15 protein-coding genes and 1 pseudogene are annotated in these 17,186 nt (G+C 60.7%); 11 read left to right on the top strand and 5 right to left on the bottom strand.

Annotated features, from left to right (window positions below; genetic code table 11):
• Position 1: 1 nt before the first annotated feature.
• Positions 2–774, top strand: a pseudogene (locus tag ABH945_RS28860) (molybdopterin-dependent oxidoreductase).
• Between the two features lie 48 nt (positions 775–822).
• Positions 823–1,437: a hypothetical protein gene (locus ABH945_RS28855; protein WP_074771484.1), complete on the top strand. Its 615-nt coding sequence runs from the start codon at positions 823–825 to the stop codon at positions 1,435–1,437.
• A gap of 130 nt (positions 1,438–1,567) precedes the next feature.
• Here ABH945_RS28855 and ABH945_RS28850 read toward each other — a convergent pair whose 3' ends face one another.
• Positions 1,568–3,049 (bottom strand): HD domain-containing phosphohydrolase, encoded by a 1,482-nt coding sequence (locus tag ABH945_RS28850; RefSeq protein WP_429252863.1) that lies wholly within the window; start codon positions 3,047–3,049, stop codon positions 1,568–1,570.
• A gap of 231 nt (positions 3,050–3,280) precedes the next feature.
• Here ABH945_RS28850 and ABH945_RS28845 point away from each other — a divergent pair, with 231 nt between their 5' ends.
• Entirely contained in the window at positions 3,281–3,865 is a 585-nt protein-coding gene (locus ABH945_RS28845) for a DUF308 domain-containing protein (RefSeq protein ID WP_429252987.1), read from the top strand.
• Between the two features lie 47 nt (positions 3,866–3,912).
• On the top strand, positions 3,913–4,053 hold the full coding sequence (locus ABH945_RS28840) for a hypothetical protein (RefSeq protein ID WP_429252862.1): 141 nt from the start codon (positions 3,913–3,915) through the stop codon (positions 4,051–4,053).
• A gap of 93 nt (positions 4,054–4,146) precedes the next feature.
• Here ABH945_RS28840 and ABH945_RS28835 read toward each other — a convergent pair whose 3' ends face one another.
• Together ABH945_RS28835 and ABH945_RS28830 are read right to left on the bottom strand one after the other, a co-directional pair.
• Positions 4,147–5,124, bottom strand: a complete 978-nt coding sequence (locus ABH945_RS28835; RefSeq protein WP_429252861.1) for a Tim44 domain-containing protein — start codon at positions 5,122–5,124, stop codon at positions 4,147–4,149.
• 94 nt (positions 5,125–5,218) lie between these two features.
• The gene (locus ABH945_RS28830; RefSeq protein ID WP_074771480.1) at positions 5,219–5,710 is read right to left on the bottom strand and encodes a CBS domain-containing protein; all 492 of its coding nucleotides are present in this window, start codon (positions 5,708–5,710) and stop codon (positions 5,219–5,221) included.
• A gap of 143 nt (positions 5,711–5,853) precedes the next feature.
• On the opposite strand from ABH945_RS28830, the gene nhaR reads away from it, so the two are divergent.
• The 7 genes from nhaR to ABH945_RS28795 all read left to right on the top strand — a co-directional run bounded on the left by nhaR (position 5,854) and on the right by ABH945_RS28795 (position 15,056).
• On the top strand, positions 5,854–6,750 hold the full coding sequence (nhaR, locus tag ABH945_RS28825; RefSeq protein ID WP_074771479.1) for a transcriptional activator NhaR: 897 nt from the start codon (positions 5,854–5,856) through the stop codon (positions 6,748–6,750).
• A gap of 173 nt (positions 6,751–6,923) precedes the next feature.
• Positions 6,924–7,790 carry a LysR substrate-binding domain-containing protein gene (locus ABH945_RS28820; RefSeq protein WP_074771478.1) on the top strand — a complete coding sequence of 289 codons (867 nt, stop codon included), beginning with the start codon at positions 6,924–6,926 and terminating at the stop codon, positions 7,788–7,790.
• Positions 7,791–8,030: 240 nt separating this feature from the next.
• On the top strand, positions 8,031–9,203 hold the full coding sequence (locus ABH945_RS28815; protein ID WP_429252860.1) for an LLM class flavin-dependent oxidoreductase: 1,173 nt from the start codon (positions 8,031–8,033) through the stop codon (positions 9,201–9,203).
• A gap of 32 nt (positions 9,204–9,235) precedes the next feature.
• On the top strand, positions 9,236–10,483 hold the full coding sequence (locus tag ABH945_RS28810; RefSeq protein WP_429252859.1) for an acyl-CoA dehydrogenase family protein: 1,248 nt from the start codon (positions 9,236–9,238) through the stop codon (positions 10,481–10,483).
• Between the two features lie 89 nt (positions 10,484–10,572).
• Entirely contained in the window at positions 10,573–12,228 is a 1,656-nt protein-coding gene (locus tag ABH945_RS28805; protein WP_429252858.1) for an ABC transporter substrate-binding protein, read from the top strand.
• A gap of 77 nt (positions 12,229–12,305) precedes the next feature.
• The gene (locus ABH945_RS28800) at positions 12,306–13,475 is read left to right on the top strand and encodes an acyl-CoA dehydrogenase family protein (RefSeq protein WP_429252857.1); all 1,170 of its coding nucleotides are present in this window, start codon (positions 12,306–12,308) and stop codon (positions 13,473–13,475) included.
• Positions 13,476–13,478: 3 nt separating this feature from the next.
• Entirely contained in the window at positions 13,479–15,056 is a 1,578-nt protein-coding gene (locus tag ABH945_RS28795; protein WP_429252856.1) for a rhodanese-like domain-containing protein, read from the top strand.
• A 73-nt stretch (positions 15,057–15,129) separates the two neighbouring features.
• Here ABH945_RS28795 and ABH945_RS28790 read toward each other — a convergent pair whose 3' ends face one another.
• Positions 15,130–16,479, bottom strand: coding sequence for an ATP-binding protein (locus ABH945_RS28790; RefSeq protein ID WP_429252855.1), 1,350 nt, complete (start codon positions 16,477–16,479; stop codon positions 15,130–15,132).
• Positions 16,466–17,149, bottom strand: a complete 684-nt coding sequence (locus ABH945_RS28785) for a response regulator transcription factor (protein WP_429252854.1) — start codon at positions 17,147–17,149, stop codon at positions 16,466–16,468. Before ABH945_RS28785 ends, ABH945_RS28790 begins: the two co-directional genes overlap by 14 nt.
• Between the last annotated feature and the right edge of the window lie 37 nt (positions 17,150–17,186).

The following is a 17,186-nucleotide window of genomic DNA, read 5'->3' as shown; positions in this document are numbered from 1 at the left end:
GATGACGTCGAATAAAGATAAGCGGATGCCCGACGCAGCGTCCATCATCAAGGACGCGCAAAAGGAACTGGGTTCGGCTTCGCGCCGCCTGTTTGGCAAGCGCATGCTGACGCTCGGTGGGCTGGCCATGTTGTCCGGCTGCGATCTGACAAACGACAAGTCGGTGAACCGGCTGTTGCGCACCATCTCCTCGTTCAATGACGGTGCGCAGGCGCTGCTGTTTGACCCACGCAGCCTTGCGCCGACCTATCCAGAGTCGATGATCACGCGGCCTTTCCCGTTCAACGCGTTTTACGACATCGATCAGGTGCCCGACATCGATGCACAGACCTACCGGCTCGAACTGACAGGTCTCGTCAAAGGCAAGCGCATCTGGACGCTGGCTGAACTCGATGCATTGCCGAAATGCAGTCAGGTTACGCGGCATATTTGCATCGAAGGCTGGAGCGCTATCGGCAAGTGGGGCGGAGTGCGCTTTTCCGATTTCCTGTCGATGGCCGGTGCGGATACGACGACGAAATATGTCGCGCTGCATTGCGCCGACAACTACTGGACAAGCATCGATATGCCAACAGCGCTGCATCCTCAGACGCTTCTAACGCTGACCTTCGACGACCAGATGTTGCCGCCGAAGTATGGATTCCCGATGAAGTTGCGCATGCCGACCAAGCTTGGCTACAAGAACCGAAGCATATCGTCGCCATCACCGTGACCAACGAATTTCCCGGCGGCTATTGGGAAAACCAGGGCTACAACTGGTTCGGTGGATCGTGATCCGCCAGCCCGCCAACAGCTTTATCCCCTCACATCAACGGAGCGTTTATGTCCATTCGTATCAAGCTTGCTGCCTCCCTCGTCGCATTCACGCTCGCTAGCGCGTCGTTTGCACAATCTCCCGCGATAAAGCCTGAGCGCATCCGCGGCGATATCGTGTCGTTGTCGGGCAATGCGTTGACCGTACATCGCCGTAGCGGCGATACCGTGACGCTTACCTTGACCGACGCGTCGAAGGTCAGCGCAGTGAAGACAATCCAGCTCTCCGATATCAAACCGGGTTCGTATGTCGGGGCGGCGGCCATGCCCGGTCCCGACGGCAAACTGACCGCGAGGGAAGTGCTGGTGTTCCCCGAAGCCGCTCGCGGAATGGGCGAGGGGCACTATGCGTACGATCTCGGCGCCAACAGTTCGATGACGAATGCCAATGTGGACACGGTCGTCGAGGGCACGAGCGGACGCGATCTGAAACTTTCGTACAAGGGTGGCAGCAACACGGTCACGGTGCCGACCAGTGCGCCGGTCGTGACGCTCGCGCCTGCAACGCGGGCTGATCTGATCGCGGGCAAGAAGGTGTTTGTCGTCGCGGTCCCGGCCAACGGCGGAGCACATGACGCGCAATTTGTCGTGGTCGAAAAGGACGGCGTTGTGCCGCCGATGTAATCGGCTTCGGCGTCGCAGCTTGACTCAGGTGAACGTCGCGTGGCAGTGGTTGCTGCGCGGCCTATGACCTGATTGGCGGCGTGCGTTGCACACCGCCTTCATCAACCAGTCTGGCGTGCGAGCGCGATCGTCAAAGCAGCCCCAGCGTCGACGCCTTTAGCGTTGCCGCTGCGCGCGACGAGCATTCGAGCTTGCGGAACACGTTTTCGACATGAGTGCGAACCGTGCTTGGGCTGAGCGTCAATTCACGTGCAGCTTCCTTGTTGCTGGCGCCTCGCGAAATAACGCGCAGCACGTCGATTTCGCGCGCCGTCAATCGCACACTCTGCGACGTGCTGCTCACTGGCCGTTTGACGACGATAGCATCGTCGGACAGCAGCGCATTCACCACCTCGGCGTTTAAACGGCCGCGTGCGGCCTCGTCACGCAAGTGTCGTGCGGCTTCGTCGGCAGAGAAGGCCGCACGCCACGGACGGACCGCGCGTAACGCGACATACATTACCGATGCCGCCAGCACGTTCGCTTCGAGCGTCAGCGATTGATCGCGCACTCCACGGAAATAGCCCGAACCGTCCGACCTTTCGTACGCATACGATGCGAGTTCGGCCGCTTCTCCGAGTGCACCGGCCTGCTTGCCGGCGCGCGATGTCCAGTACGGCACCAGCCTGACCTTTTCCCATGCGCTTTCGGATAAATGTTCGTTCGTATTCCAGATCCGGTTGGGCACCGATGCACGGCCAATACCGTGAACCAAGCCCGCGCGATAAACGCGTGCATGTGCCGATTTATCAGGCGTGAGCCGGGCGCAACATTCCGCGGCGGTCGCGGCGACTGCGCGCGAGAAGCCTGTCATCCACGGCAGCTTGAGATCGATGACGTCGGCGATCAATTCGACATCGGTGTCCTGTTGCATACGGGATGTCGTCAGCATGGCGTCTATGTCGGCGGTGGACGCCTGCTCCAGTTCCGTGAGCCAGCGCGCCGCGTTGCGGGTTGCCGTCTCGACGAGTTGTGCCGGATAGCGTGAATCGGCGCGCTGCGCAATCAGATCGAGCGTGCGCTCGATGCCATAGGTCCGGCTGAACGTTTCCATGTCGCCGGCAAGCGCGACGATGAGTACCGCTGCCGGCACTTCTTCGCGAGCGTGGTGAGCGGGCAGCCCGTGTCCATCCCACGACTCGAAGATGCGCCGCAACGCCGTTTCTGTCGAATGCGCAAGGCCCAACGTGCGCGCGACTTCGCCGGAGACCTCGCAGTGGATTTGCGCGAGCGGAGCAAGCACCGCGCCTGCTCCACCCAGCGCGTTGAGTTGCTCGGCCCAGCCCTGGCGATCTTCAAGCATTGCAATACGGATAGCGATGTCGTCACCGAAAACATCGGCGAAACCCGCTGCGTTTGCCGTGCAACCCGACCAGCGCAGCAGCGAAGTTTCGCGGACCGCGTCGTTCGTAGTTGGGTCTACCCCGGATGCTTCGGCGAGGCGTGTCGCAAGCCATGCAGTGCGTAGCGAATGGCCGGTGGGCTGTCCCATGCTTAGATCGCCGATGAAGGCGAGGGCTTTCACAGCATCGAACACGCGCACCGCGGACAGGGGGACGTTGTCGTCGGTCATCGAAATGAATGGATCAGTGCGGGTCGAACAGAACGCCAACTATACGCGAACCTTCTGGAACGTATCGGTCATTTGACCGATGCCGGCAACGCGAGCCGGATGCCATCATCTGTACCCATGCAGACGTCTTGTCCCGATGATCCCGGCGCGGTTCCGCCGACAGGTCATTGCAGCAGGGGCGTGGCGCGTCGCATCAGGCGACGCGATCGGCAAAATCATCAAGGAGCTTCAATGGCTGCTCATCTTTCCGAAACCCTTCGTCTTCAGGATGAACGGTGGCTCAAGTACTTTTACTTTACGCGTGCTGCGTTCTCTGTGATCTGGGTCGCGCTTGCGCTCATCGTCGGGCAGCATGTCGCGGCGATCGGAGCCGCACTGCTGGTTGTTTATCCGTTATGGGATGCGCTCGCCAATTACGTCGATATGTCGCGTAGCGGTGGAATGCGCAAAAATTCGACTCAAGCTTTTAACGTCTTCGCCAGCCTGGCGATAGCGATTGCGGTAATCGTCGTGTTGCACGTCGATACAAACTCGGTGCTCGATGTATTCGGAGTCTGGGCAGTTATGTCCGGATTGCTTCAGCTTGCCACCGCTGTTCGTCGCAGGAAGTATTTTGGCGCGCAATGGGCAATGATTCTGAGTGGCGGCCAGTCAGCGCTGGCGGGTGTGCTTTTTATCGCACAGGCGCATGCGTCGGTGCCGCCCGCCATCGTCAAAGTGGCCGGGTACGCAGGGGTAGGGGCGATCTATTTTCTTGTTTCCGCGTTGTGGCTGTCTGCGGGCCAGCTTCGACGCAAGTTCGCGTCGGTTCCTTAAAGCGCAGACGTTGAATTTGTTTTGATAGCGGGCAATCTGGACGTGCAGTGACGCCGCATTGGTCCGGCTGCGCGTTTTTCAGTATTCGATCGGCTTACCTGAATCTGAATGCGCCGACCGGTTTTGTCGATCACCTGCCGACGCTGGTCGAGAGCAGCCTTGAAAGCGGTAATCTGATCGCACAGTAGTTCGAGGGGATTGCGCTGCGAAGCGATTCGCAGCGCTTTGGTCATGGTTTCCACGAGTGCAGAAACCCTACGGTACTCGCGCGTGTGCAACCATCAACGCTGCCGCTCTCCTCTAATCTGCTCAATGCCGGCCAGTTGCCATGACCTATCGCCCGTCGCGCTGTTGAGCAGGTGCCAGATTTCCTGAAACGGCTCAGCCGTAGGTGCATCGTCTTCGCGCATGTAGCCGTGAAACCGGATGCTGGCTACCGTTTCTTCCTGACTGGTGACCGTTTCCAGCAGTTCGGCGTCAAGCTGTGTGACGTCGGTCATGCCCGTCGAGCGACCCCGTATCTCCAGATCCTGCTTCAGACGCATGAACATCTCCGGCGTCGTCAACTCGAACAGATCGCCTTGTTCGTTAAGATCCGATGCGCGCTGAAGGCGCAAGAAAAGTTCTTTCGCCGATACCAGCAACTCTTCGCGGCCGGCATCGCTCGCCAGATAGGTTGCGTATGGATTGCCCGTTGTCTGAGCGTGTCCGGCTGCCGTCTGCCCCCAGGTCCGGGCCAATGGCGCCGTACCCGGCTGCCAGTTCCGATCCGGCTCATGCGAGCCGTTCGCCTGTTGCCGATTGGAGGCGCCGTGCCCATACGCGAATTGCGGACGGCGCCGTGCAGCGATAAAGCGGAACAGCATCACCGCGGCCAACACGGCGAGTCCGATCAGCACCGCATTCGACAACATCTGCGCGAGTTCGGCACCCAGTCCGAACGACGAAAGCAAAGCCGCGATACCTAACCCTGCGGCGAGACCCGCTAACGGCCCCATCCAGCGATTACCCGCAGCAGCGGCTGGCGCTGCTGCGGACTGCTGTGCAGGTTGTGCCTGCTGGCTGCGCTGCCCCTGGGCGGAAGGTGCTGCCGATTGCGACTGGCGTCCGATACTTTGACCGCCTCCCACGCGTTTCGCTTCGGCTTCAGTGGAGATTGCCGCGCCGAACGCAAGCAGCCCAGCCAATCCGAGTGCCGCCGTACCGCGCGTTATCGTTGCGGCCGCCTGTCGTAGGCGGGTGATGATCTGCGTAAACATAAAAGCCTCGTCGATAGATAAGTCGGAAAGCAACCGGTTTCACGTGTTTCCCAGGCGATGGTCGTCGCGACCATGCTTACGAACAGTAATTAACTCAACCGCCCATACTTGCGCTCACTGTCGAATGAGGCCGCGTTGAAACGGGCGTAAATCCGTTTCCATGGATGTAGTTTTCCAACTGCTGAATGGTGTTCTCCTGCTCGCAAACCACGTTCATGATCAGGTCGCCGATCGAGATCATTCCAACCACCTGGCCGCAATCGATAACCGGCAGATAACGAATGCGATGCTCGGTCATCAGCGCCATGCAGTGTTCTGTCGTATGGTCGGGACCGACGTAATGCACAGTCGACGACATCACGTCGCGCACCGTGGTTTGACGCGAAGAACGGTCTCTCAGCACCACTTTTCGCGCGTAGTCCCGCTCGGTGATGATGCCTGCCACGCGCCCGTTATCGACGACGATGAGTGCGCCGACCTGACGATGCGCCATCGTCGCAATCGCGTCGTAGACCGATGCGGATGCCTGCGTCGACCATACGGCGCCGGTCGCCTTTGAACGTAGAAAATGTGCAACCGTCGTCATAAACCGCCTCCGTTGCTGATCGTTGATTTCCCGCGAATCGCGGAAACGAGGCTTCAATCTACGCGAACCTGACAAAACGTAAAATTCGTATTTTCTACGTTAATATTTCGGTTAATTCGTAGTGTTGGCAGATTGGAGCGGCAATGAATTTCAAGCATCTGCATTATTTCTGGGTCGCGGCTCGCGCGGGAGGCATCGTTCGGGCGGGCGAGCAGTTGCACATCTCGCCGCAAACCTTGAGCGGTCAGATCAAATTGCTGGAGGAGGCGCTGGACCGGAAGCTCTTCAGAAAAAGCGGTCGAGGCCTTGAACTGACCGATGCGGGGCGTCTCGCGCTCGATTACGCCGACGAGATTTTCTCTCTGGGCTCGGAACTCGAGAGTGTCGTGCGGCGCGAAAGCGAGGGCGGTGCGCAAACCCGCTTCCGGGTCGGCATTGCGGACTCCGTTCCGAAGGCGATTGCGTACCGGCTGCTGGAACCCGCATTGAGCGCGTCCGCCTCTATGAGAATGATTTGCCATGAAGGCAATCTGCATGCGCTGCTTGCGCAACTCGCCGTTCATCGTATCGATCTGATCATTGCCGACGCGCCGCTGCCGGCGGACGTCAATATCAAGGCGTTCAACCACAGCCTGGGCCGCTCGACGCTGGCCTGCTTCGGCACCAAGGCGCTGATCCGGGGCGGTAACGGGCGCTTTCCGTTGTCGCTCGCGCGGCTGCCTGTGCTGCTCCCTGGCATGGAGTCCGCCGTGCGCCGCAAGCTCGATCACTGGCTGGCGTCGCATGCGATATCGCCGCGTGTAGTCGGCGAATTCGACGACGGCGCCATGTCGATGGCGTTCGCCCGCGAAGGTCGCGGGGTGCTGTTCGCGCCGGCCGTGCTCGAAAGTCAGTTGCAGGCGGAACACGCGCTGGTCACGCTGGGGCATATCGACACGATTGTCGAAGAGTTCTTTGCCATTTCGATTGAGCGCCGGATCAGCCATCCGGCCGTGGCAATGATCATGGATGCGGCCCGCAGCGAACTGTTCAATGTCTGACGAGCCGGTGATCCTGCGCACTTGAGCGTGCGCGGTCCAGTTGCTTCCCGCTTTCATCTTCTGCAAGCAGCAAGAAAAACAAAGCTCAATTGATTGGTTGGGATTTGCTTCGCCGCTTTGTACCCTTGCGACGCAAGAACATCAGAATTTCTGTTTCTGCCGATGATCCGCCGATGAAAAACCTCGACCTCGAATTGATGCGCACCTTCGTGGCGGTCGCCGACGCGCATAGCTTCGCGGGAGCCGGGGTGCGCATCGGCCGCAGCCAGGCGGCAGTGAGCCAGCAGATGCAACGGCTCGAAGCGCTGGTGGGTATCGCGCTGTTCCAGAAAGAGGGGCGCAACAAGCCGCTCACAGCAGGCGGCCAGCAACTGCTCGGTCATGCGCGGGAACTGCTTCGCGTCAACGACGAGGCCGTGCAGTCGCTGGTAGGCGGCGCACAGGCCGGCGTTCTGCGAATAGGTTCGCCGCACGATGTCTCGGATACGTTGCTGCCGCCGATCCTCGCGCACATCGCGCGTTGGGCGCCAGGCTTGCGGATCGAACTCGATGTCGGCCGCAGTCCGTTTCTGATGGAAGCGCTGCGTCGCGGCGAGATCGACATGACGCTGTCGACGCGTGGAGACGCCACGCTGCAAGGGCTGCTGTTGCGTACATCGCCGACGGTTTGGATTTGCGCGTCCCAATACAAGCATGTACCGCAGGCACCGATTCCGCTCGTGCTCGCCGATGAGCCGAGCATCTTCGGCAAACTGGCCATCGAAGCGCTCGATGCCGCGCGGGTGCGCTGGCGCGAGGCGTACATCGCGTCGAACCTGCTGGGCGTGAAAGCGGCGATTCGCGCGCAACTCGGCGTCACCGCGCGCAGCATCGAATTGCTCGGACCGGAGATGCGGGTGCTGGGCGACAAGGACGGCCTGCCGCGTTTGCCCGATGTCGACTATTACCTGTGGATTCGGCCGCACAGCGCCAATCCGCTGGTGCGCCAGGCGTTCGAGCTGTTGTCGCAAGTCCTGCCCGGACGCCGGCTCGATCATTAAGCGCGGCCAGAAAATACATAAGCAAAACCGATCTGTCCGGCCCTGCGAAAATCTGCGCTCGATTTAAAAAATGCCAGTCTATTCAATGAGATGTGCGTTGTTCTCATTGCGGGAAGGCGTGCGGAAACCGCGCAATCTCTGTCCGACTCATAAAGATATTCCGTATAGATGGTTCCGGCGGTTGAGGGGCTGCCAATAGCATCCACGCATTCTGAAGCGTTCAGAGCGCGAGATCCTGTCATGAGCCCACTACCCAACGCCACGCCGAACCTGCCCGACGTTTCGCCCGCCGATCTGCCGGGCAGCCCGCTTGCCGCTGCCTTCGCGCAACCGTTCATGCTGGGCCTGTTCCTGCCGATCCAGAACGGCGGCTGGAGTCCGTCGACCCTGCCGCGCGGCACCGACTGGCACTTCGCCTACAACAAGGCGCTGACGCTGCAAGCGGAGGCGCTCGGTCTCGACCTGGTGTTCGGGCTCGCGCAGTGGAATCCGAAAGGCGGTCACGGCGGCGATATCCGTTATCGCGAAGACAGCCTCGATCCATTTGTGACGACCGCCGCGCTCGCCAGCGTCACGAGCCGCATCATGCTGATCTCGACCATTCACGTGCTGTACGGGCCGTGGCATCCGCTGCATCTCGCGAAGTTCGGCGCAACGCTGGACAGCATCACGGGTGGACGCTGGGGCATCAACGTCGTGACGGGGAACCTCGAAAGTCACGCGCGCATGTTTGGCAATCCGCAGATCGAGCACGACGAGCGTTACCGGATGGCCGACGAGTTCGTGCGTTTTCTGAAGACGTACTGGCATAGCGACGACAACGTCGATTTGCGCGGCGCCTACTGGCAAAGCGAAAACGCGTACGTGTCGCCGCGTCCGGCATTCGGCCGTCCGGTGCTGGTGAACGCGACGGGCTCGGGCGCCGGGATCGACTTCGCCGCACAGCATTCGGACCTCGTGTTCATCACCAGCCCGGCGGGCGCCGAGATCGAAGCCGCGCTCGACGTGCTGCCCGCGCACTGCGCGCGTATCAAGGCTGCCGCCGCCGCTCAGGGCAGGACGCTACGCACGCTGATCAATCCGATGGTGATCTGCAGGCCGACCGAGCGCGAAGCCTGGGCGTATCACGATGCGATCGTCGCCGCGCAGGACCGCGTGGCCGTCGACAACTTCTTCGCATCAGCACAGCAACGGGACAGCCACGCGTTTCGCGGACATCAGCGGGATCAGAAAGCGGTGGGCGGCAACATCCAGTTGATCGGCAGCCCGGAGCAGATCGTCGATTACATCCGGCGTCTGAAGCAGGCCGGTTGCGACGGTCTGCAACTGACGTTCTACGACTTCGAGCCCGACCTCGCGTATTTCGGCGAAGCGGTATTGCCGCTGCTCAAACAGGCCGGATTGCGCCTCTAAGCCGATCACGTCAAACAGCGGAGAGTCATTGCATGAGCGAATTATTCGAAGCCCCCGTGCTGCACGCGGAGCCACCGGTGCCGGAAGCACCAGAATTGGAAGCGCTGCTTGACGCAGCCGTTGCATTGTCAGAGCGATTGTCCGCCGACGCTGCGCAGGCCGATCGCGAGCGCAGGCTGCCGTTCGCGGCGATGCAGACGTTGCGCGATACGCGTTTGACCGCATTGCGGGTGCCTCGCGAGTTCGGCGGCGCGGGTGCTGACTGGCAGACCGTCGCACGCATTTTTATCTCGCTCGCTAAAGGCGACCCAAACGTCGCGCAGGCCTTTCTTGGACATTTCGTATTCATCGAGCGATTGCGGTTGATGGGCAGTGCTGCGCAGCAGCGGCGTCTGTTGCCGCTGGCCGCGAACGGCGCGCTGTTTGGCGCGGCGGCCGCGGAGCGTGGTGGCCGCTTTCGAGGCGAAATGGGGACGCGTTTGCGAAGTGCTAACGGTCACTTCGTGCTCGACGGCATCAAGCATTATTCGACCGGCGCGTTGTACGCCGATGTCCTCAAGATTCGCGCGCTCGATGAAAACGGCGAGATGGTTGCCGCGTTGGTGCCCGCCGATCGCGTCGGCATAGAAAGAATCGACGACTGGGACGGCATGGGGCAGCGCGGTACGGCGAGCGGCACGACGCTGCTGCACAGCGTGCCCGTCCATACGGACGAAGTCATGCGCATGCAGCCGTGGCTGTCGCGGCCGCATCATACGGGCGCGGCCGCGCAGATTCTTCACTGTGCGATCGAAGTCGGCATCGGCCAGGCCGCGCTCGCCGACGCGGCATGGTGGGCAAAAAATCGTGCGCGGGCCGTGAAGGAAAGCGGCATCGATTCCGCGTCGCAAGACCCGTATGTGTTGCACACCATCGGTCGCATCGCCGCGCGAATTCATGCAGCCGAAGCGATCGTGGACGACGCCGCGATCGCACTGGATATCGCGGCCGACAGCCGTTTCGGTGGAACTTCTTCCGACGAGCGCGTGTACGCGACGGCAGCGGCCGCCTCAATTGCCACCGCGCAGGCCAAGATCGTGTCGACACACGCCGCGCTCGAAGTCACGAAGACCATGTTCGACGCAGGCGGCGCCGCAATGACCACGCGTGCGCAAAATTTCGACCGTCATTGGCGCAATGCCCGCACGCATACCACGCACGATCCTGTCGCCTACAAGTGTCGCGCGGTCGGCAACTACGTCGTCAATCATGCGCCGCCGCCTTTGACTTTTTCGTATTGATTCCGGCCGCAGCGCATTCCGAATGCTGCGTTTTTCTTCGATCCCGCGAGTCATCGACCGACTCCGTTTATTCCGCTTCGAGACCCTCCATGACTTTCGATTTGCGACATCTCAGCCGTCGCCAGATGCTGCAACTGATGCTGGCCGGTTCTGGCGCCGGCCTGCTGTCGTCCGCCGAGGCAGCACAGAAACTGGCTGCCGCGTTGCCTGGATCTGTCGTGCGTGGCGGCACGTTGTTCGCGAACGTCACGCCCGAACCGGCGGGACTCGTGGCGGGCATCAATATTTCGAGCCCCGCCGTGGTGATTTCGGCGAACATCTTCGACGGCCTGCTGACCTACGACAACGAGTATCGTCCGCAACCGCAACTGGCGGAGTCGTGGACCACGGCGCCCGATGGCAAGTCGATCACGTTCCATTTGCGCCGTGGTGTGACCTGGCACGACGGTCAGCCGTTCACGTCAGCGGATGTCGAGTATTCGATATTGAATGTCGTGAAGAAAACGCATCCGCGCGGCGCGTCGAATCTCGCCAAGGTGATCGGTGTCGATACGCCCGACGCGCATACGGTGGTGTTTCGTCTGACTGGACCCTCGCCGGTGTTGTGGGCTGTGCTGTTCGGCACGGAGACGCAGATCGTGCCGAAACACCTCTACGAAGGCACCAATCCGCTGACCAACCCGTGGAACGCGAAGCCGATCGGCACCGGCGCGTTCATGTTCAAGGAATGGGTGCGCGGCAGCCACGTGACGCTGGAGCGCAATCCGAACTACTGGGACAAGGGAGCGTCGGGCAAGGACGACAAGCCGTATCTCGACCGCATCATCTTCAAGACCGTGCCGGACGCCGCCGCGCGTGCGATCGCGCTGGAAAACGGCGAGCTTGCTTTTGCGGCCAATAATCCGGTGCCGGAAAGCGATGTGGCGCGTTTGCAGAAGAACCCGAAGCTCGTGCTCGATACGGTCGGCTGGCAGGCGCCCGCGCCGATGTTCTTCTTCGACTTCAACTATCGCCGCAAGACGTTCGACGATATTCGCGTGCGTAAGGCATTCGCGCACGCAATCGACCGTGCGGCGATGGCGCGCATTGTCTGGTACGGGCTCGCGGATGTCGCGCAGAGTTGCGTGCCCAGTTATCAGAAACAGTTCTTCAAGGCCGGCTTGCCGCAGTACGAGTTCGACCCGAAGAAAGCCGAGCAACTGCTCGACGAAGCCGGTCTGAAGCGCGGACCCGACGGCGTGCGGTTGCGCATCGACCACGTCACCGAAGTGTCCTATGGCGACGTCTATCTGCGCGCGGCCGAACTGATGCGGCAGCAGCTTCGCAATATCGGTGTCGCGGTGACGCTGGTCAATCTCGATCTCGCGGGCGTGATTCGCAAGCTGTACACGGACCGCGATTTCGATACCGCGTCGATGTGGTATTCCGCTTACCCCGATCCGCAGATCGGCGTGACGCGCAGGTTCTGGAGCAAGAACATCAAGCAGGGCGTGCCGTCGAGCAATGCGTCGAGCTACTCGAATCCGCAGATGGACCGGATTATCGAAGGGATTCAGGAAGAGGGCGATGTCGCGAAACGAAAAGTGCTGATCGACCAGTTGCAGGAGTTTGTACAGAACGAAGTGCCGTCGATCAATCTTCTGGAGTTGAAGTTCTTCGGCTTTTATTCGAGCAGGCTTCAGGGGCTGCGAAAAGGGCCGATGTTGTTTTACTCGACGCTCGCCGATGCTTATTTGCAGGGGTAATCGTGATGCCAGCTATTGATTCCGCGTCTGCGAACTCGTCCGAAACTGAAAATGAAACGCTGTGCTCTGAAGAGTTGATGGCTCGCACCGAAACGCTGGCCATCGAATTGGCAGCCGAGTCCGCCGCATGGGACGAACGCGGAACCGCCAACCGCCCGGCCTTCGATGCGATTCGCGCGGCGCGGATCGGCGCGATTCGCGTGCCTCGCCAATATGGCGGCGCGGGCGGCACGATCGTCGATCTCGCGACCGTCGTCGTCGCTTTGGCGCGCGGAGATTCGAGCGTCGCGCAGGCGCTGTTGCCGCATTTCGTGTTCGTCGAACGGACGCTGCTGATGGCGCCACCGTCGCAAGCGGCCCGTCTGCTCGGTCGCGTAGCGCGCGGTGAACTGATCGGCGGTGCGTCGGCCGAACGCGGCGGACGTTTTCGCGGCGAGGTTCGCACGGCGCTCAGTCGCGACGCCGAGGGCTACCGGCTCAACGGCGTCAAACATTATTCGACGGGCGCGTTGATCGGCGATCTGCTGAAGGTGACGGCGCTCGATCCCGATGGCAACAGCGTGCTCGTCGTGCTGCCGCCCGAACGCGCTGGCATTGTCCGCCATGACGACTGGGACGGCATGGGTCAGCGCGGCACGTTGAGCGGCACGACGGAACTGATCGACGTACGTGTCGAAGCGGATGAAGTGATGCGCACGGATCGCTGGAAAACCGAGCGGCATCATACCGGCGCGGCGTCGCAGATCATTCACTGTTCAATCGAAATCGGCATTGCGCAGGCGGCGCTGCACGATGCGGCTGCGTGGATACGCGAAGGCGTGCGGCCCGTGCGCGAAAGCGGCGTGGATCGAGCCGCCGACGATCCGTACATCCTGCACACGATAGGCTCGATCGCCGCGCAGGTCAGCGCGGCTCGCGCACTTGTCGCGCGCGCGGCTGCGAAGATCGACGTGGCCGCGCAGGCGCGCTTTGGCGGCGCGTCGCCGGACGTGATCGCGCAGGCGGCCGTCGATGCGTCGATTGCGACAGCCGAAGCCAAGGTCATGTCGACCGAAGCGGCGCTGGATGCGGCGCAGGCGCTGTTCGACGTGGGCGGCGCCTCGACTACGCTGCGTCGGCACAACTTCGACCGGCACTGGCGCAACGCGCGTACTCATACCGTGCATGATCCGGCCGCGTGGAAATACCGCGCGATCGGCGACTACAACCTGAACGGGCAAGCTCCGCCCATCGACTACGGATACTGACGCATGCCCACTCAGTCAATGCCGCGCGTTTCCGCGCAAACGCTCAAACGATGGTTGCATGATGGCGATGAAATCGCGCTGTTCGACGTGCGAGAACACGGACAGTATGGCGAAGGTCATCCGTTCTTCGCGGTGCCGCTGCCGTATAGCATGCTCGAACGCGATGTCGGCCGCCTCGCGCCGAATCGTCGCGCACGCATCGTCGTCTATGACGACGGCGACAATCCGGCCGCGCAAGCCGCCAACCGTCTGCGGGAAATCGGTTACACGAATGTGCACGTGCTCGACGGTGGAACGCGGGCATGGAACGAGGCAGGCTTCGTGCTGTTCAAGGGCGTCAACGTTCCGTCGAAGGCGTTCGGTGAACTGGTCGAGGAGATTGCGGGCACGCCGCATGTGTCCGCGCTGACGCTCGCGCAATGGCAGCGCTCGGCGCATCCGCCGGTCGTGCTCGACGGGCGTCCCGTCAGCGAGTTTCATGCGATGAATATTCCGGGCGCTTCATGTTGTCCGAACGGCGAGCTTGCTTACCGGATCGACGCGATCGTTGCGGACCAGCACACACCCATCGTGATCAATTGCGCGGGGCGTACGCGCAGCATCATCGGTGCGCAGACGCTGCGTCATCTTGGCATCGCTAATCCCGTCTATGCATTGGCCAATGGCACGCAAGGCTGGTTTCTCGACGATCTTTCGTTGGAACACGGCCAGCATCGTCCTTATCCAACGAACGTGCAGCCCGGCGATGAGCGTGTGAGGGCCGCGCGTGCGTTGGCAGAACGTGCGGGCGTGGAGTGGGTGAGTGCGGCAACGGTGCGCGACTGGCTTGGCGCGGGCGAGCATTCCGTCTATCTATGCGACGTACGCACGCCCGGAGAGTTCGCGCAGGGAAGCTTGCGCGGCGCGCAGCACGCGCCTGGTGGCCAGTTGCAACAGGCCACCGATCAGTACATCGGCGTTCGCCATGCACGCATCGTGTTGTTCGACGATGACGGGATACGCGCGGCTGTCACCGCAAGCTGGCTGCGTCAGTTGGGGCACGCGGCGTTCGTGCTCGACGGTGGACTGCAAAGCGGACTGGAGTTGCCTGCGGACGCTCCATTCGCGACCGACCTGCTACCCGAGATTGACGCGCCGACGCTTGCTCGAAGGCTGGCGAATGGCGACATGTCGGTGATCGATTTACGTGCGAGTGCGGCGTGGATCAAAGGACACATTACCGGCAGCCTATGGTCAATTCGTTCGCGACTCGCGGCTGTACTCCAGCAATGCAAACCGGCGATCACGCTAGTGGCGGATGACGCGCGTATAGCCGCGTGGGCGGTTGCCGATTTGTCTAACGCGAATCGGTATGACTTTGCCGTGCTTTCAGGCGGCCTCGAAGCATGGCGGAAAGCGGGTGAAAGCGAGAGTACAGGTGCAGAAGCGATTTCTCCTGCGCAGAGAATTGACTATCTGTTCTTTACTCACGACCGCCACGCGGGCAACAAGGCGGCGGCGCGCGAATATCTCAGTTGGGAGACCGCGCTACTCGCGCAACTCGATGATGATGAGATCAAGGAGTTTCGCCCTCTGAAGTAGTCATCTTTGTACGACGGCCGGGAGCACGTCATCGGATCGTCGTTCCTGGCAGACTACATCGCACTGGCTGATGTCAAACTGTACTCAACGTCACGCGACAACCCGCCTTGACCCGATCGAACGCCAGAATCATTCCATGCATCGTGGCGACCGCGCTCGTCAAACTCAAGCCAAGTCCGTTGCCCGGCGTATGGCGGCTGGCCTCGCCCCGATAGAAACGCTGTAACACCGCCTTATGCTCGCTCTCGGGAATGCCGGGCCCGTTGTCCTGAACAGCGAGGTGAATGCCACGATGACGACGCGCCAACTGGATCGTCACTGATCCACGTTCGGGAGAAAACTTGATGGCATTTTCAATGAGATTGGCGAAGGCTTCGAATAGCAGATTCGGATCTCCATCCAGTTCGAAACTGCCGCCTTCTTCGATTTCGCATCGATATGTCAGGCCTTTTTCCTCTGCGGACGCCTCGTAGTACTCGTACACGTCTTTCAAAACTGAGGCGAGATCGAGAGACAGAAACGACTCGCGGCGCACACCACTTTCAATCTCCGAGATTCGCAGTAGCGCATTGAATGTGCGAAGCATGTCCGTCGCGTCGATGAACACGTCGTCGAGAGCCTGACGGAAGTCGTCGATTGTCAAAGCGCGACGCTGTACTCTTTCGAGCCCGGCAATCATCGATGTCAGCGGGGTTCGCAAGTCATGTGCAATTGCATCGCAAACGCCTTTTACTTCATTCATCAGCCGCTCGATTTCGTCGAGCATGCCGTTGACGACGCGTACGAGACTATCCAGATCGTCGTGGTGTCGATGCGTCGGCAGACGTTGCGACAGATCTCCCGCGACGATCTGTTTGATCGATGCCGTTACGGCGTCCAGTCGTCGAAGCGAGCCAAGGCCGATGAAAGCCGCGCCCATCAATCCGACGCCCAGAGTAACAAATGCTCCGACAAGCAGAACCTTGAGAAGGCCACCGTTGAAACTATTCAGTTCATGGGCATTCTGGCAACGCATTGCAAGGTACTCGTGCGGGAGTTCTGCGGTAATGCATCGAGCCGTCTGACTGATCGGCCCATCCTGCAAACGGATTGCAAACGGCTTTCCCGTGTAGGGAATCTGACTGGGCAAAGTCGTGATCGCACCGGCAACAAAGTGCCCATCATTTTTGAACAGACCGTTAGGCCGCTGATAATCCGGGTCGCTTTGACGAAGCACGGTAAAAAGCGCGGCTAGCTTCTCGGGTGAACTCCGTTGCATCGCCACGTATTCGCGACCCAACCAGTCGTCCACGCGCTGCGTTTCAAAACCGGTGATTGAAAAGTACAGATAGGCGAACAACGGCATCGACATTCCACCGAAGATGCCGAGAAAGACGACCGCGAGCCGGAAGCTCGTGGTGCGTCGAAGGTCAATCAGGCGCACGAAGGACATATCCGGAACCACGAACGGTGTGAATGATCGGAGCCGATCCTGTCGGATCGAGTTTTTTCCTCAGCCGGCTGATATGCACGTCGATCACATTGGTACGCTCTGCGAGCCGGTAATCCCAGACCGCCTCGAACAGCATCGTGCGACTGACGACCTGTCCTTCATGCCGGAGCAAATACTCGAGAATCCGGTACTCACGCGGCAATAGTTCGACTTCATTGCCCGCGTACACAACGGCGCGAGTGATCAGGTCGACGGTAAGCGGGCCGATGCGATACACCGGCTCATGAGGTGGCGGTTGGGTACGGCGCACCAACGAATCGAGACGTGCGGTCAGCTCAATAAATTCAAATGGCTTCACGAGGTAATCGTCGCCGCCGGCGCGCAGTCCCTTGACCCGCTCGTCGACCGTTGACAGTGCGCTGAGAATCAACACGGGTGTCGTCGTCGACGACTTGCGCAATGTTCGCAGCACATCGAGACCTTCCATACCACCGGGCAGCATGCGGTCGAGAACGATCGCATCGAACGCCTGTGAACTGGCAAGCGCAATTCCTTGCGGACCGGTATCTGCCGTTTCGACTGCATAGCCGTGATCCTGCAGCGCGACTTTGATCTCACGAAGTGTCTTTGCGTCGTCCTCGACGACGAGTACTGTTGGCATCACGCTTTCTCTTCAGATTTGGCGGGGCGGTGGTTAA

Source organism: Paraburkholderia sp. GAS333 (assembly GCF_050435665.1).
Lineage (GTDB): Bacteria > Pseudomonadota > Gammaproteobacteria > Burkholderiales > Burkholderiaceae > Paraburkholderia > Paraburkholderia fungorum_A.
Note: the sequence above shows the minus strand (reverse complement) of the source record. Positions and strands in the feature narration are given on the sequence as shown.

What these genes read in the sequence shown, in the direction of transcription:
- ABH945_RS28835 (WP_429252861.1), bottom strand. Translation starts at nt 5,124, where the DNA reads ATGTTTACGCAGATCATCACCCGCCTACGACAGGCGGCCGCAACGATA.
- ABH945_RS28830 (WP_074771480.1), bottom strand. Translation starts at nt 5,710, where the DNA reads ATGACGACGGTTGCACATTTTCTACGTTCAAAGGCGACCGGCGCCGTA.
- ABH945_RS28850 (WP_429252863.1), bottom strand. Translation starts at nt 3,049, where the DNA reads ATGACCGACGACAACGTCCCCCTGTCCGCGGTGCGCGTGTTCGATGCT.
- ABH945_RS28845 (WP_429252987.1), top strand. Translation starts at nt 3,281, where the DNA reads ATGGCTGCTCATCTTTCCGAAACCCTTCGTCTTCAGGATGAACGGTGG.
- ABH945_RS28795 (WP_429252856.1), top strand. Translation starts at nt 13,479, where the DNA reads ATGCCCACTCAGTCAATGCCGCGCGTTTCCGCGCAAACGCTCAAACGA.
- ABH945_RS28855 (WP_074771484.1), top strand. Translation starts at nt 823, where the DNA reads ATGTCCATTCGTATCAAGCTTGCTGCCTCCCTCGTCGCATTCACGCTC.
- ABH945_RS28805 (WP_429252858.1), top strand. Translation starts at nt 10,573, where the DNA reads ATGACTTTCGATTTGCGACATCTCAGCCGTCGCCAGATGCTGCAACTG.
- ABH945_RS28785 (WP_429252854.1), bottom strand. Translation starts at nt 17,149, where the DNA reads ATGCCAACAGTACTCGTCGTCGAGGACGACGCAAAGACACTTCGTGAG.
- nhaR (WP_074771479.1), top strand. Translation starts at nt 5,854, where the DNA reads ATGAATTTCAAGCATCTGCATTATTTCTGGGTCGCGGCTCGCGCGGGA.
- ABH945_RS28815 (WP_429252860.1), top strand. Translation starts at nt 8,031, where the DNA reads ATGAGCCCACTACCCAACGCCACGCCGAACCTGCCCGACGTTTCGCCC.
- ABH945_RS28810 (WP_429252859.1), top strand. Translation starts at nt 9,236, where the DNA reads ATGAGCGAATTATTCGAAGCCCCCGTGCTGCACGCGGAGCCACCGGTG.
- ABH945_RS28800 (WP_429252857.1), top strand. Translation starts at nt 12,306, where the DNA reads ATGGCTCGCACCGAAACGCTGGCCATCGAATTGGCAGCCGAGTCCGCC.
- ABH945_RS28820 (WP_074771478.1), top strand. Translation starts at nt 6,924, where the DNA reads ATGAAAAACCTCGACCTCGAATTGATGCGCACCTTCGTGGCGGTCGCC.